Genomic DNA, 12,607 nt, shown 5'->3' on the forward strand with positions numbered 1-12,607 from the left:
CTCACCGAGCGGGGTTTGCGCCCTCTTCAAACGAGCCGTTCTCCATCAGGAACGCAAACCCCTCCCGGATATCGCGGGCCAGCAGATCTGCGGCGGCCTCGCCGTCGTTGTCTTCCAGACGTTTGACGATCTCATCGTGGTAATCCAGCGCCAGAATGCCGCGCAGGTCGTTGTCGAACTGTCCGCCGAACTGGCGCAGGAAAGGGCCGACCTGTAGCCAGAGCGTCTCGATCAGGAACAGCAGCGACGGCGATCCGCAGGCCGCATAGATGCCGAATTTGAAATCGTGGTTGGCGCGCAGATAGGCGTCGATGTCCTGATCCTCGGCTGCGGCGGTGAGCGCGACAGCGATCTGGCGCAGGCGCAGCAAATGCGCGCGGGTCATGCCTGCAACGGCCAGCCGTGTCGCCGCAGGCTCGCAGACCAGCCGTGTCGACATCAGATCGGCAAAGCGGTCGCGGGTCATCGCCGGCAGGATCATCGAACCATTCGCCAGCTGATCCAGCGCGCGCAGCGCTTGCAGCCGCAGCAGCGCCGAGCGCACGGGCATGTCACTGGTGCCCAGCTCGCGCGCCAGCTTGCGCGAGGTTAGCTTGCGGCCCGGTTCGATCTGACCCGCCATCAACGCCAGTCGCAGGCGCTCGTAAACCTGCTCGTGCAGCGGTTGGGTTTCGATGGCGCTCAGGCCGATGGGCGGTTGCGGTGTCACCGGGGCCTCACAGGGTTGTGCCGTAGAGCTGCCATTCCAGATCGGTAACACTGACCGCCAGCGCGTCGTGTTCACCGCGCTTGAGCGCGGCGAAGAGCGCATGCAGGGGTGCGCCAAGGAGGGATTTCATGCTGTCCGAAGCCTCGAATGCGTCGATCGCGTCCAGCCAGCTGCGCGGCATGGGCGGATAGGCTGCTGCACCCTCGGCACCTTCGATGCCGGGGTTGGTGCCGATGTCGATCCCGTCCAGCGCCGCCCCCAAGGTGATCGCGGCGACCAGATAGGGGTTGGCGTCGACCCCTGCCACCCGGTGCTCAAAGTGCCGGGACTTGGCGCTGCCCGCCGGGATGCGCAGGGCAACGTTGCGATCCTCATTTCCCCATGTGTTCGCGGCGGGGGAATACACCGTCCCGGCAAAGCGCCGCCAGCTGTTGAGCACAGGCGCCAGCACCAGCATCGACGCGGCCATGCTGGCGCGAATGCCACCAAGGGCGTGCAGCATCAGCGGCGACAGCGTCCCCTCGGACGGGTCCGCAAACAGGTTCACCCCTGCCGCATCGGTCAGCGACAGGTGCAGATGCATCCCCGAGCCCGAGCTGCGCGAGAACGGCTTGGCCATGAAGCACGCCTCCATGCCAAAGCGCCGCGCGGTGGCGCGCAGCAGGCGTTTGGCGCGGACAATATCATCCGTCGCCTGCGCCAGGTCGCGGTAGCGCAGGGTCAGCTCGAACTGCCCGGCGGCGTATTCCGAGATCAGGCTCTCCATCGGCAGACCCAGCGCCGCCGCGCCCGCGTAAACGGCGTCAAAGAACGGCGACATCTCGTCCAGCTCATCCACCGACATGCAGTTGGTGTGCGACAGGCGGCGCCCGGTCATCGGGGCGCGGGCGGGTTGCGGGCGTCCGGCGCCGTCACGGTCCTTGTCGAGCAGGTAAAACTCCAGCTCCAGCGCGCCCATCGGGGTAAAGCCCATGCCCTGCGCCCTGTCGATCTGCGCCAACAGCGCGGCGCGCGGGTCAAGCGGGCAGGGCGCGCCGTCGGCCCCCTCCATCTGCAACAGAACGACGCCGCGCCCGGTGGCCTGATGATAGCCCAGCGTCTGCGGCACCGGCCAGCAACGGCTGTCCCCGCCGCCGTCCTGTATCAGCGCAATTGCCGCCTCGATATCATCGCCCGATACGTCCTGTGCGAACAGCGAGGCAGGCATGCCGCGGCCGGTGGTGAACAGGCTTTCCAGCTCGTGTCGGCGAATGATCTTGCCCCGGCCCACACCGTGCAGATCGCTGAGCACGATGTCGATGGCCTCCACATCGGGATAGGCGGCCAGAAAGGCGGTCGCTTCGGACAGCGGTGCGCGGAGGGTGTGGGTCATGGTCGGCACTCTGTTGGTCAATGGGGTGGGGGCTGGCCGGCGAGGCCAGTGCAAAGGCCTTATCCGGCAGTCATGCCGCCGTCGACCGGGATCAGGGTGCCGGTCATATAGCCTGCAGCCTCGGACAGCAGAAACGCCACAACCCGTGCGACATCCTGCGGCGTGCCGACCCGTCCCATGGGAACCTGAGCGCCGTAGCTGGCAATCTTGGCGGCTCTGTCGTCCCCTGTCAGCCCGGCGGCGATCATCGGTGTGTCGGTGTCGCCCGGGCACACGGCGTTGATGCGAATTCCCTCGGCGGCGTGATCCAGCGCCATGCAGCGTGTCAGCTGTGCGACCGCCGCCTTGGACACCGCGTAGGCCACGGCCCCACGCGCCCCGGTCAGCGCCCAGTCTGACGCGATGTTCACGATGGACCCGCCGCGCTGGCGCAGGGCAGGAAGGGCGGCGCGCGACAGGCGGAACACCGCACCAAGGTTCACATCCATTATTTGGTCCCATTCCGCATCCGAGGTTTCCTCGGCCGTTCCATGGCTCAACAGCCCTGCGTTGTTAATCAGCGCATCGACACGGCCAAAGGACTCCAGTGCTGCCTGAACGATGGCTTCGGGTGCGTTGCGATCAGTCACATCGGCGCGCAGGAAGTGCGCGGTTGCGCCGCCTTGGGACAAACGGGTCGCGAACGCCGCGCCCTCGGCGTGCCGCCGTCCAACCAGAAGCAGGGCAAAGCCCTGCGCGGCCAGTTCCTCGGCAATCGCCTCGCCAATGCCCGAGGTGGCACCAGTCACAATTGCGCAGCGCGTGCTGTCGGGGGTCATGGGGTGCTTGTCCCTTTGTTGGATCCGTCTCTAAGATTTGCGATCGCAGAAGTCAATCTTGTCAATGGGTGCGCTTCGCGCGTGCCATTTAGCCAAATAATATAAAGAAAAATTCGGTCACGAGACCCACTTGCGCCGCGTCTTCGCCCGTGTAAACTGCGATCACAAAATCACGGTGGCGCATGAAAGAACTCCCCTCAACGCCGACGATCGCCATCCTCGGCGCTGGCCTGATCGGGGCCGCTTGGGCGGCGCTGTTCGTGCATCACGGCGCCGAGGTTCGGGTTTGGGATCCGGTGGAGGGGGCGTTGTCAGCGCTGTCAGCCCGCATGGCAGGGCCGCTCGCGCAGCTGGCCGAGGTTGCGCCTGAGGCCGGGCCTCGGGGCACGTTGATCTCGTGTGATACGCTGGAGCAAGCGGTCGCAGGGGCGGACCTGATTCAGGAAAACGCGCCCGAATCCTTGTCGATGAAGCACGCACTGTATGCGCAGGTCGAGCCGCTGATGGGCGCGGACGCCGTGCTTGCTTCGTCCACCTCGGCACTCACATGGTCCGATCTCAGCCCCGGTCTGCGCGATCCTGCGCGCCTGATCACCGCGCATCCGTTCAACCCGCCGCATCTGGTGCCGCTGGTCGAGATCTACGGCATCGACCCCGCCCGGCTTGCACGGGCCGAGGCGCTCTATCGCCGCGCGGATCGGGTGCCGGTGCGGCTGAAAAAGGACGCGACCGGGCACATCGCCAACCGTCTGGCCTCGGCCCTTTGGCGCGAGGCGGTGTTCATGGTTCAGGACGGCATCGCCGATGTTGAGGCCATCGACGCGGCGCTGGTGAACGGGCCGGGGCTGCGCTGGTCGGTTCTGGGCGCGCATATGGCCTATCATCTGGGCGGCGGGGCGGGTGGCATGGCCGGGTATCTGGCGCATCTTGGTCCCAGTCAGGAACGCCGCTGGGCGGCACTGGGTACGCCAACTCTGGACGCGGCTGTGCAGGCCGAGCTGGCCGCGGGGGTGGAGCGTGAAGCGGCGGGACGCAGCATCGCCGCGCTGGAAACCGCCCGTGACAAGGCGCTGATCGCCGCGTTGCGCGCGCGCAGGGAAGCGCCGCATGTCTGACCCCAAAGCCCCGCGCATCGCGCTGATCCATGCGCTGGAGGAATCCGTTGCGCCCATTCGCGCGGCTTTTGCACAGCACTGGCCCGAGGCGAGGACAGCGGATCTGCTGGACGCTTCGCTCTCGGCCGATCTTGCGGAAGCCGGACGGCTGGACAGCGCAATGACCCAGCGGTTCCTGACGCTGGGACGCTACGCTGCCCGGGGAACCGGGACGCATGATACAAAGGCCATTCTGTTCACCTGCTCGGCCTTCGGTCCGGCGATCGAGGCGGTCAAGGATGACCAATCCCTGCCGGTCATGCGCCCGAATGAAGCGGCCTTTGCCGAAGCGCTGGCCATTGGCCCGCGCATCGCGCTGGTGGTCACCTTCGCGCCCTCGCTGCCCGCGCTGACGCAAGAGCTGCAGGACATGGCCGCAGCACGCGGTCAGTCCATCCAGATCACACCCGTGCTTGCCCAAGGTGCGCTTGACGCGCTCAAGGCAGGCGACGGGGACGGGCATGACACAGCCGTGCTCGACGCCTGCGCGAAGATCGGCCCTCAGGACGTTGTTCTTTTGGGGCAATTCAGTCTTGCGCGTGCCGCGTCCCGCCTGCGCCCGCAGCTGAACTGTCCCGTCATCACCACACCTGACAGCGCGGTTTTGGCCCTGCGCCGTCTTCTCGCTCTCTCCTGAAAGGCATTCCCGATGAACGAACTGTCCAACATGTCACTCACCCAGATGGATCAGGCGAGCCTGTTCCATCCCGTCACCTCGATCCACGATATCGAGGTTAACGGCCCGCAGATCTATACCTCGGCGCAGGGCGTCGAAGTGACCCGCGACACCGGGCAGACCCTGCTCGATATGGGCGCAGGGCTGTGGTGCGTGAATATCGGCTATGGCCGCTCGGAACTGGTACAGGCCGGGGCCGAGGCGATGCAGAAGCTCAGCTTCCAGCACTTCTTTGGCGGGGCTTCGGCCGAGCCGACAATCCGGCTGGCCGACCGCCTGCTGGGCCTGTTCCGCGATACCGTGCCGGGGTCCGATATGGCGCGGGTGTTCTTTGGCAACTCGGGGTCCGATGCCAATGACACCGCGATGAAATTGGTGATCTATTACAACAACCTGCGCGGCAAACCTGCCAAGAAGAAGATCATCGCGCGGCAAGGTGCGTATCACGGGCTAACGCTGGCGTCGGGCAGTCTGACCGGGATTGAAGGCTATCACACCGCCTTTGATCTGCCGATCAAGGGCGTGCTGCACACCAGCTGCCCGCATCATTTTGCCTTCGCGCATCCGGGAGAAAGCGAAGCAGCGTTCACCGATCGCCTGATCGTCGAGCTCGAAGAGATGATCGCGCGGGAAGGCGCCGACACCATCGCCGCCTTCATCGCCGAGCCGGTGATGGGCACCGGCGGCGTGCTGCTGCCGCCTGAGGGCTACTTTGCCCGCGTCCAGCAAGTGCTTGACCGGCATGACATTCTGCTGATCGCGGATGAGGTCATCACCGGCTTCGGGCGCACCGGACAGTGGTTCGGTTGCGGCACCTATGGGCTGCGGCCGGATATTGTCTCGCTCGCCAAGGGGCTGACCAGCGCCTATTTCCCGATGTCGGCCTCAATCATCTCGAACCGCATGTGGGAGGTGTTCGCGGGCGCGTCCGTGGAACGCGGCGCGATCATGCACGGCTTTACCTATTCCGGCCACCCGGTCGGCGCGGCGGTGGCACTGGCCAATCTCGACGTGATCGAGCGTGAGGGCATGGTGGAAAACGCCGCCCGTCTGGCCCCGGTGCTGATGGAGTCGCTGCGAGAGGCGACGAAAGGCAACCCCCATGTCGGCGATGTGCGCGGTGTCGGTCTGATGGCAGGTGTCGAGTTCGCGGGCTTCCGGGCCGGCGGTACGCCGCACAAGATCGTCTCGAAACACGCGATGCAACAGGGCGTTCTGACCCGTGGCCTGCCGTATCGCCCGGTCACTTCGTTCTCGCCACCGCTCTGCGTGACCGAAGCCGAGATCGTCGAGGCTGGCAAGCGCTACGCGCGCGCGCTGGCAGCCGCGATGCCCGAGCTGGACGCGCTGCGCTGACGCGCGGCTGGACGGAATCGTAAACGCCGCTAAGGCAACCGATATTTCAGCGGCGCGCTGCGCTGTGCGCCGCTGACGCCAAAGCCTAGGTTTGGTGCGCTGCTCTAGCCAATGGCTGTCGCCACCGAGCGCAGCTGGTTAACGAAGATTTCCATGGCGGCGTCGATGGTCATGTCCTTGTCGGTGGACCATGCCCCGATTGCTGCGCTGAAACCCAACATGATGACGCGGGCGATCAAATCGGCGGTGACGGGATCAATCGTTTGGTTCCGTTCGATGATCGCAGACGAGAGCTGACGAATCAAAGCGGTGGAGCAATCCATGAAGGCCCTGGCCAGTTCGGGGACTTTATCGGCCAGCCGAATGATGATTTCGATCGTCGATTTCTCAGGGCTGCGGCTGGACATATGGTCGACCATCAGCTGCGCTGCGTCGTCCAGCAGCGTGCCCTTGCCCGTCGCAAAATGCGCAATGGCCTCGTCGGGAAACAGGGCCTCGGGGCCGACAGCAGCGGCCAACTTGTTGGGATAATAGTTAAAAAAGGTGCGTACGCTGATTCCGGCCTCGGTCGCGATCAGTTCGGCGGTGACGTGCTCGTACCCGATGGATTCTGCCAGATGCAGCGTTGTCCGCTGAATCTCTTCCGCGGTCTGGTTGCGGCGACGTTCGCGCAGACTGAGCGTACATTTTTTCATCTGTCAGCCATTTGGTTATGTGAAACTCACCTTTTTGCATTGACTGCAAGTTATGCATGTGATGCAGGACATGCAAGCAAGACTATCTTACAGGAGTCGCGGATGAAGTGCGGGAATAGGTCAAGATCTGCCACGATGGTGGCAGCGGTGTTCATGGTCGTGGCCGGACCCGTTCTGGCGCAGACGCCGCCGCCGCAGAACGTCGGCGTGATCGAATTGCAGCCGCAGCCCGTGGCGCGGGTTCTGGACGTGCCCGGTCGGGCTGTCGCGTCGGAAGAAGTCGCGATTCGCCCGCGGGTTGGCGGGATCATCAGCGAGATCCTGTATCGACCGGGCACGCCGATTGACGCTGGTACGCCCATGTTCCGCATTGATCCGCTGGTGCAACAGGCGGCGGTGACGCAGGCCCAGTCCGATGTCGTGTCGGCCGAGGCCGTCGTGCGTCAGGCGCGTACCTCCTTTGAGCGCGCCGAAAGACTGGTCGGTTCGGGCGCAACGCAGGCCGAAGTCGACAACCTGCGCGCCACGCTGGATCAGGCCGAGGCCGCGCTGGCCGGGGCGCAATCGCGCTTTCAGATGTCCGAGCTGGAGCTGAGCTGGACCACCGTTTCCAGCCCGATCTCCGGCATCGCCAGTCTGGCCAGCGTCACGGTTGGTGATCTGGTCGCGGCCAATCAGCAAGCCGCGCTGGCGACGGTGACGCGGCTTGACCCGATCGAGGTCGATCTGCTGGAACCGGCGGTCCGGTTGCAGCGCGTCCTTGAAGAATCGCGCACCGGGCAGCTTCGTCAGGCAGACGAGCTGACCGCAACCCTGACGCTGGAAAGCGGGCGGCAATACGAGGCGCGCGGCGAACTGGTCGCGCCCGGCACCAGCGTGTCGATGTCCACCGGCGCCATCGAGATGCGCTTTCGCTTTGAAAACCCCGAAGGGCTGATCATTCCGGGCATGTTCCTGCGCGGACGCATCGTCTTTGGCGAAAGTGACGTGTTTCTGGTGCCGCAAACCGCCGCGCGGCGGGATCAGACGGGTGCGATCACCGTCATGGTGGTCGAAGACGGCCATGTTGTGCAACGCGCCCTGACCGCGACCGGCTCGCAGGACCATCACTGGATCGTGCCTGAGGGGCTGGAGCCCGGCACGCTGCTTATCGTCGACGCCCTGTCCCGGATTGCACCGGGGATGGAGGTCGTCCCGGTTCCCGCCACGGTTGGCGAGGATGGTGTTGTCCGGCCAACACCCCAAGAAGCGCCGAGCGGGAACTAACAGTCATGGCACAGTTTTTCATTCATCGCCCGGTGTTTGCCTGGGTTCTGGCGCTTGTCACCATGCTGGCAGGCGGCCTTGGCCTGTCCACGCTGCCCACCGCGCAATATCCTGAGATCGCCCCCACCACCGTTCGGATCTCGGGCAGTTATCCGGGGGCTTCGGCGGAGATCGTCGAAGCCTCGGTCACCACGGTGATCGAGGATGGCATGACCGGCCTCGATGGTCTGCAATACATGACTGCCAGTTCGGCCCCGAGCCGTGCCTCGGTGACGCTGACCTTCGACGATTCAGTCAATCCCGACATCGCGCAGGTTCAGGTTCAGAACCAGTTGCAACTGGTCAGCCAGCAGCTCCCCGATGTGGTGCAGCAGAACGGCGTCTCAGTCTCGCGCTCGACCTCATCCATTCTTATGGTCGTGTCGCTCACCTCGCCGGACGGGCGCTACACCGCGCATGAGCTGAGCGATTTTTCCGCCCGTCTGGTCGAGGATCGCATCCTGCGCACCGATGGCGTCGGCTCGATCCAGAGCTTTGCGGCGAATTATGCGATGCGGATCTGGCTGGACCCGATGCGCATGGCGCAGTTTCAGGTCACGCCCTCTGACGTGACCGCCGCCGTAGCTGAACAGAACACCAACGTCGTCGTTGGCACGCTGGGCGCTGCGCCTGCAACCTATGGCCAGCAGATCACCATCCCGGTTTCGGCGCAGTCGCAGTTGTCGACGGTTGAAGAGTTCGAGCGGATTTTGCTGCGCGTGGCCACCGATGGCTCGGCGGTGTTTCTGGGAGATGTGGCCCGCATCGAGATCGGGCAGGAAAGCTACGAGTTCGAATCCCGCTATAACGGCTATCCGTCCACCGGCTTTGCCGTCAATCTGGCGACAGGCGCCAACGCGGTCGCCGTCGCCGAGGCCGTACGCGGCACGATGGCCCAACTGGAAGCGGCGCTGCCCGACGGGGTTGAGGTGGTCTATCCCTTTGACACCTCACCCTTTGTCGCCGAGTCGATCCATCAGGTCTATGTGACGCTCGGCGAAGCCGTGGTGCTGGTGTTCATCGTCATCCTGATCTTTCTTCAAAGCTGGCGGGCAACGATCATTCCGGTGTTGGCGATCCCTGTGGTTCTGCTGGGCACCTTCGGCGTGCTGGCGGTCGCGGGTTATTCGATCAACACCCTGACGATGTTTGCAATGGTGCTGGCGATCGGCTTGCTGGTCGATGACGCCATCGTCGTGGTCGAAAACGTCGAACGCGTGATGCACGAGGATAACCTCGGTCCGGTCGAAGCCACCGAGAAGAGCATGCGCGAGATTTCCTCGGCGCTGGTCGGCATCGTGCTGGTTCTGTCGGCGGTCTTTGTGCCCATGGCGTTCATGGGTGGCTCTACCGGGGTGATCTACCGGCAGTTCTCGGTCACGATCATCACCGCGATGGTGCTGTCGCTGGGCGTCGCGCTGATCCTGACGCCCGCGATGTGCGCCAGTCTGCTGCGCCCCTCGCATCGCAAGATTGCGCCGGCGCGCTGGTTCAACAGAGGGATGGACAAGCTGACCAACGGCTTCGGCGGGTCGGTTGGCTGGCTGGTGCGCAGGCCCTTGCGGATCGTGCTGATGCTGGGTGCGGTATGCTATGGGGTCTTTATCCTGTTTCAGGATCTGCCGGGCTCTTTCCTGCCGCCTGAGGATCAGGGCGTGCTCATGGTGATGATCGAAACCCCGACGGGCTCGACCATCCAGCAGACGCGTACGCTGGTCGAGCAGGTCGAAAGCTACATGCTGGAAAACGAAAGCGAGAGCGTCGAGGCGGTGTTCTCGGTGATCGGCTTTGGCTTCTCGGGCATGGGTCAGAGCTATGCGATGACCTTCGTTCGCCTGCGCGACTATGCGGATCGCGAAGGCATCTCGTTGAACGATCTGACCCAGCGCGCCAATGGTTACTTCTACATGACCAACCGTGCTGGCACGGTTTACGTGCTGCAACCGCCGGCGATTCCGTCGCTGGGTGTGTCGTCGGGCTTCAACATGTATCTGGTCGACCAGAGCGGGCAGGGCCAGGAGGCGCTGAGCGCCGCTGTCGGCCAACTGATGGCGCAAGCGCAGACCGATGGTCGTGTGACCGGTGTGCGCGGCTCGTCCGCGCCGCCGCAAACCGCGCTGCGGCTGGACATCGACCAGCAGCGCGCGGCGGCCTATGGCCTGTCCCTGCGCGAGATCAACGCGATGCTGGCGGTGATCTTCTCAGGTGCCAACGTCAACGATTTCGCGTTGGGCAACGACCTGCGCCCGGTGATCGTGCAAGGCGACCCCGAGGCCCGCTCGCAACCCGACGACATCAGTCGCTGGTTCGCCCGCAACAGCAGCGGTGAGATGGTCTCGTTTGGCGCGTTCTCTTCGCCGTCGTGGCAGCAGCAGGCGCAAAGCCTGTCGCGCTTTGACGGCACCCGCGCGCTGGAACTCAGCGGTTCGGCGACGCCGGGCCTGTCTTCGGGCGATGCGATGCTGGCGATGGAAGAGATGGTTGCCGGGCTTGAAGGGAACTTCGGCGTCGCCTGGACCGGTCTGTCGTTCCAGGAACGGCTGTCGGGTAATCAGGCCCCGATCCTGTTCGCCCTGTCGGCACTGGTGGTGTTCCTGTCCCTGGCCGCGCTCTATGAAAGCTGGTCGGTGCCCATCGCGGTGCTGATGACGGTGCCCATCGGTATTCTGGGTGCCATCGCGGCGGCGATGTATTTCGGGCAGTCGAATGACGTTTACCTCAAGGTGGGCTTGCTCACGACAATTGGCCTTGCGTCTCGAAACGCGATCCTGATCGTCGAATTTGCGCAGGCACAGCTGCATCAGGGGGCCAGCCTGTGGGATGCCGCTGTCACCGCCGCGCGTCTGCGTCTGCGTCCGATCCTGATGACCACCTTCGCCTTCGCGCTCGGCGTTCTGCCGCTGGCGCTGGCCACCGGCGCAGGGGCGGGGGCACAGAACTCGATCGGCATCGGGGTTCTGGGCGGTATCGCCACGTCGGCGCTGTTCGGTATCTTCGTGATCCCGGTGTTTTACGTGGCTGTGGTCGGCTTGGCCCGCAAGGTCAGCCGGAAAGGAAGCAACGCATGATCCGCCTTTATCATCGCAGCACCCGCGCGCTGGGTCTGGTGTCGCTGCTGGCGCTGAGCGCATGCGCCGCTGTCGGGCCGGACCCGTTCACAGCGCCGCAGATCGACTTGCCGACCAGCTTTGACGGTCAGGCGGGTGTGGCGACACGGGCCGCAGTGGCCCCGGCGTTCTGGGCAGAGTACCGCGATCCGATGCTGTCGGCGCTGCTGTCGCGCGGGTTGGGGCAAAGCCTGTCGATCCTCGCGGCGAATGAGCGCATCCGTGCGGCTGAGGCCGGGGTTCGTAGCACGGCACCGTTGAGCGGACAGCTGGGCGGCGAGACGACGGTGGCGCGCGAACGGGTCGGGGCCGAGGGTACGCCCTCGGCGGCGGCCAACCGTTCGTCGCTGAACGCCGGGTTCGTGCTGGACATCTTTGGCGGCGCGCTGCGGGCCCGACAGGGGGCCGAAGCCGATCTGCACGCCGCCGAAGCCCGCGCCGAAGTGACACGGCAGGCCTATGTCGCCGAGGTGATCGCAGCCTATAGCAGCGCACGGGTAGCACAGGAATCGCTGGCTTTGACCCGCGCTACCGTCGCTTCCCGCGAGCGCACGGTCGATATCACCCGCTCGCGCATCAACGCAGGCACGGCGACCCAGTTCGAGCTGGCGCAGGTGCAGGCATTGCTGGAGCTGACGCGCTCTGAGCTGCCGACGTTGGCGGCGCGGTTTGATGCGCAGGTCTATCAGCTGTCGGTTCTGCTGAACGAACCCGCCGACGGCTTGATGCGCCAAATGCAGCGCGGCGCGCCGCAGTTGCGGACGCCGGCCACCCCCGGCACTGGCGTTCCGGCGGATCTGCTGCGCGCCCGCCCCGATATCCGCGCCGCCGAGCAAGACCTGACCGCCGCCGTGGCGCGGGTGGGTGTGGCGACGGCGGATCTGTTGCCCTCGGTCAGTCTGGTCGGGCGGATCAGCGATGTTGGGGCCAGCAATGCCTGGGGCTTTGGCCCGCAGGTGTCACTGCCAATCTTCAATCAGGGCGGCTTGCGCGCCGCCCGTGATCGCCGGATTTCCGAGGCACGTCAGGCCGAGATCGCCTGGCGGGCGTCGGTCACGGCAGCGGTTGGCGGGGTACAGACCGCGCAATCCAACTTGCGGCGCTATCGCCAGCAGGTCGCGACACTGAACGCCGCGCTGTCGGCGTATGACCGGGCGTATGATCTGGCGATGCAAAACTACGAAGGCGGGGCGTTGCCCTTGCCTGACCTGCTCGAGGTCGACCGCGCACGGGCAAGCACCCGTCTAACGCTTGCCAACGCCCGCCACGCCAGCGCGCTGGAATGGGCCGCGCTACAGATCGCTATCGGCGCAGGCGCGCAGCAACCCTGAGCGCCGGTTCGGCCTAGCGTAGAATCTGATAAGCGATGTTATGTACTAGTTTCGGCCGCGCATTCCCGTTAGAGCGCGGCCGAA

The 12,607-nt window shown here is 65.0% G+C and carries 10 protein-coding genes; 6 read left to right on the top strand and 4 right to left on the bottom strand.

The window, feature by feature from the left end; translation table 11 throughout:
* Nucleotide 1: 1 nt before the first annotated feature.
* Genes EAE28_RS16520 through EAE28_RS16530 form a run of 3 tightly spaced genes read right to left on the bottom strand, consistent with a single transcriptional unit; the run spans nt 2 to nt 2,899 of the window.
* The gene (locus tag EAE28_RS16520) at nt 2-709 is read right to left on the bottom strand and encodes a GntR family transcriptional regulator (RefSeq protein ID WP_220443955.1); all 708 of its coding nucleotides are present in this window, start codon (nt 707-709) and stop codon (nt 2-4) included.
* Between the two features lie 7 nt (nt 710-716).
* Nucleotides 717-2,081, bottom strand: coding sequence for a glutamine synthetase family protein (locus EAE28_RS16525; protein ID WP_127108276.1), 1,365 nt, complete (start codon nt 2,079-2,081; stop codon nt 717-719).
* Nucleotides 2,082-2,140: 59 nt separating this feature from the next.
* A complete protein-coding gene (locus EAE28_RS16530; RefSeq protein ID WP_127108278.1) occupies nt 2,141-2,899 on the bottom strand; it encodes an SDR family NAD(P)-dependent oxidoreductase in 759 nt (252 codons plus the stop codon).
* A gap of 182 nt (nt 2,900-3,081) precedes the next feature.
* Between EAE28_RS16530 and EAE28_RS16535 the strand changes: the two genes are divergently transcribed.
* The 3 genes from EAE28_RS16535 to EAE28_RS16545 are packed head-to-tail and all read left to right on the top strand — an operon-like array spanning nt 3,082 to nt 6,085.
* Nucleotides 3,082-4,014 (top strand): 3-hydroxyacyl-CoA dehydrogenase NAD-binding domain-containing protein, encoded by a 933-nt coding sequence (locus EAE28_RS16535; protein ID WP_127108280.1) that lies wholly within the window; start codon nt 3,082-3,084, stop codon nt 4,012-4,014.
* Nucleotides 4,007-4,690: an aspartate/glutamate racemase family protein gene (locus tag EAE28_RS16540; protein WP_127108282.1), complete on the top strand. Its 684-nt coding sequence runs from the start codon at nt 4,007-4,009 to the stop codon at nt 4,688-4,690. Before EAE28_RS16535 ends, EAE28_RS16540 begins: the two co-directional genes overlap by 8 nt.
* A 12-nt stretch (nt 4,691-4,702) precedes the next feature.
* On the top strand, nt 4,703-6,085 hold the full coding sequence (locus tag EAE28_RS16545; protein WP_220443956.1) for an aminotransferase: 1,383 nt from the start codon (nt 4,703-4,705) through the stop codon (nt 6,083-6,085).
* A 104-nt stretch (nt 6,086-6,189) separates the two neighbouring features.
* Here the strand turns inward: EAE28_RS16545 and EAE28_RS16550 are convergent, their stop codons facing one another.
* On the bottom strand, nt 6,190-6,780 hold the full coding sequence (locus EAE28_RS16550) for a TetR/AcrR family transcriptional regulator (RefSeq protein ID WP_127108284.1): 591 nt from the start codon (nt 6,778-6,780) through the stop codon (nt 6,190-6,192).
* Between the two features lie 135 nt (nt 6,781-6,915).
* On the opposite strand from EAE28_RS16550, the gene EAE28_RS16555 reads away from it, so the two are divergent.
* From EAE28_RS16555 to EAE28_RS16565, 3 genes are read left to right on the top strand one after another with little or no spacing between them, the layout of a single operon-like run.
* Nucleotides 6,916-8,046 carry an efflux RND transporter periplasmic adaptor subunit gene (locus EAE28_RS16555; protein ID WP_246022402.1) on the top strand — a complete coding sequence of 377 codons (1,131 nt, stop codon included), beginning with the start codon at nt 6,916-6,918 and terminating at the stop codon, nt 8,044-8,046.
* Nucleotides 8,047-8,051: 5 nt separating this feature from the next.
* A complete protein-coding gene (locus EAE28_RS16560; protein ID WP_127108288.1) occupies nt 8,052-11,153 on the top strand; it encodes an efflux RND transporter permease subunit in 3,102 nt (1,033 codons plus the stop codon).
* The gene (locus tag EAE28_RS16565; protein ID WP_127108289.1) at nt 11,150-12,523 is read left to right on the top strand and encodes an efflux transporter outer membrane subunit; all 1,374 of its coding nucleotides are present in this window, start codon (nt 11,150-11,152) and stop codon (nt 12,521-12,523) included. Before EAE28_RS16560 ends, EAE28_RS16565 begins: the two co-directional genes overlap by 4 nt.
* Nucleotides 12,524-12,607: the final 84 nt, after the last annotated feature.

Source organism: Pararhodobacter zhoushanensis (assembly GCF_003990445.1).
Classification (GTDB): Bacteria; Pseudomonadota; Alphaproteobacteria; order Rhodobacterales; family Rhodobacteraceae; genus Pararhodobacter; species Pararhodobacter zhoushanensis.

What these genes read in the sequence shown, in the direction of transcription:
- EAE28_RS16565 (WP_127108289.1), top strand. Translation starts at nt 11,150, where the DNA reads ATGATCCGCCTTTATCATCGCAGCACCCGCGCGCTGGGTCTGGTGTCG.
- EAE28_RS16555 (WP_246022402.1), top strand. Translation starts at nt 6,916, where the DNA reads ATGGTGGCAGCGGTGTTCATGGTCGTGGCCGGACCCGTTCTGGCGCAG.
- EAE28_RS16525 (WP_127108276.1), bottom strand. Translation starts at nt 2,081, where the DNA reads ATGACCCACACCCTCCGCGCACCGCTGTCCGAAGCGACCGCCTTTCTG.
- EAE28_RS16540 (WP_127108282.1), top strand. Translation starts at nt 4,007, where the DNA reads ATGTCTGACCCCAAAGCCCCGCGCATCGCGCTGATCCATGCGCTGGAG.
- EAE28_RS16545 (WP_220443956.1), top strand. Translation starts at nt 4,703, where the DNA reads ATGAACGAACTGTCCAACATGTCACTCACCCAGATGGATCAGGCGAGC.
- EAE28_RS16560 (WP_127108288.1), top strand. Translation starts at nt 8,052, where the DNA reads ATGGCACAGTTTTTCATTCATCGCCCGGTGTTTGCCTGGGTTCTGGCG.
- EAE28_RS16550 (WP_127108284.1), bottom strand. Translation starts at nt 6,780, where the DNA reads ATGAAAAAATGTACGCTCAGTCTGCGCGAACGTCGCCGCAACCAGACC.
- EAE28_RS16530 (WP_127108278.1), bottom strand. Translation starts at nt 2,899, where the DNA reads ATGACCCCCGACAGCACGCGCTGCGCAATTGTGACTGGTGCCACCTCG.
- EAE28_RS16535 (WP_127108280.1), top strand. Translation starts at nt 3,082, where the DNA reads ATGAAAGAACTCCCCTCAACGCCGACGATCGCCATCCTCGGCGCTGGC.